Genomic DNA, 1892 nt, shown 5'->3' with positions numbered 1-1892 from the left:
GGTCTTTACCTTGTAATCCCGGAGATTTGTTAAAGCCGTTAAAGCTGGTTGCTTCAGTTAAATAAAGAACAACCTCATTTGCCCCGCTCACCTGCAATGCATTACCAACGGCAGTTACCTTACCGCCATAGTTTTTTATTTTAAGGTTAATGCGAAAATTCATGCCCTCACCTTTAGGCTCGTCATAAACCACCTGACGGGGTTCATAATCACGATTTGCCACATAGGTCGGCGCTTTTCCGGTCAAAACTAATTTGTTGTTGCCTTCAGCCATAACAGTAAAGCGTAATTTACTTTGCAGGTTAGCCGTAAAGCTTACAGCGCCCTTTTTATCAGCAGTAATACGTACCAGTATTGCCTTATCCGGATAACTTATAAATGTTTCACGCGAAAAGTTAGCTCCATTAACTTTATATTTTACTGTAGATACAGCATCATTTAAATCCAGATCGCGATAATAATTGCTATAGGTACTGTCTGACAGGTTAAAATTGAGCAACAAATCACCTAAAGGAAGATACCGGGCAGTGTATGGTCCCTGTAAATTCTTTTTCCATATTGCTGCCGCCTGATCGAAATCGCCGTTAAATACAGCAGCGCGAACCTCGGGCAAATGGGCGGGCCCTTGCGGATTGTTTCCCGGTTCAGGATAGCCCGACCAAAGATTATGGTCATTGAGTTGAAAACGTTCATGATTGACACCTCCAAACACCATTGCCCCGGTAGTAGCATTACCTAATGGCAGGGCTTCTTCCCAGGCAGCCGCTGGCTTACTGTACCAAAGCCTTAATGCCGCATCATTACCTTGCGTTTGTGCAACAGCAAATTTAGCGCTTATCAAACCCACAAAAATTAAATACCTTTTAAGCTGATGCATATTAAAGATTTATAAATACGGTTTGTAACCCCGGCGATTGCACACCGACGACACTTTTACCATTTTGGGTTTGCACTTTTATAGTAGCGCGACCATTATAAGCCTGTACTTTTCTTGATCCGCCTGATGTACCCAGGTCGTCCTGCAGGATGCCATCTCCGCTCAAGGAAAAACTGATCCAGTTCACCGCATCAAGGCACTGGATGCCGCTTTTATCTAAAACTTTCACCTGCACTGTAGCAAAGCCGTTCTCGTCGGCTATTTTCTCCAATATCAGCTTAGCAGGCTTGTCCCATTTCTCGGTTTGATAAATCTGGTTGATCTCGTCGGTTATTGTAATTTTTCCTTTTTTGGCTACTACACGGATATTATTGGCTCCTTTTTTAAAGGTCACTACCCAGCGCAGGCCCGCCGCTGGAAAATTCTGGCTGTTACGTTTTTTTACACCATAGCTTTTGCCGTTCAGAAACAGCTCGGCCGTTTCACAATTCGAATAAACTTTGATCATCTTTTGTTCGCCATCATTTCCCCACCGCACAGGCCAGGTATGGCCATAAATGTGAGCCATAGGCTTGGTAGTCCAATACGACTGGAAAACGTAGTACGATTCCTTTTTGGTCATGTCCCGTTCCAAAACACCCTTTTGGTTCATATACGGTATCGGATTATCAGGCCTTAATGGTGTAGCAAAATCTTTGAATACCCAAAAGGCCGATCCTGTGAGCCAGGGCATTGTTTCCTGTTCTTTTAAATGCCAGTCGAACAGGTTACAGATATAGCTCTCGCTCCAGTCACCGTCCTTTGAAACCCTTGAATCGCCGCCTGAGAGCGATGCATCACCGGCTCGCTCATCGGCACCGCCACCTGTTTTTATATTCACAAAAGCCTTGTCCGGATCTTCCGAATGACGTAGCGCATGGCTATCCCCGCCCCACTCTGCATGAAAAAAGTGGTTTACTTTGTTAAATTCATCAAGGGTGGTTTGCTTATACTCGTTATAAACGCCACGGTACCA

General features: G+C 44.6%; 2 protein-coding genes. Both read right to left on the bottom strand.

The window, feature by feature from the left end:
* Positions 1–877: glycoside hydrolase family 95 protein (locus VF500_RS11920; RefSeq protein ID WP_330859879.1), on the bottom strand; the 877-nt coding region annotated here is incomplete at its 3' end.
* A gap of 1 nt (position 878) precedes the next feature.
* Positions 879–1892, bottom strand: a 1014-nt coding sequence (locus VF500_RS11915) for a DUF4982 domain-containing protein (RefSeq protein ID WP_330859878.1), incomplete at its 5' end; no start/stop codon positions are given.

Origin of the sequence: Mucilaginibacter sp. (assembly GCF_036383575.1) — a bacterium.
In the GTDB taxonomy this organism is placed as follows: Bacteria; Bacteroidota; Bacteroidia; order Sphingobacteriales; family Sphingobacteriaceae; genus Mucilaginibacter.
Note: the sequence above shows the minus strand (reverse complement) of the source record. Positions and strands in the feature narration are given on the sequence as shown.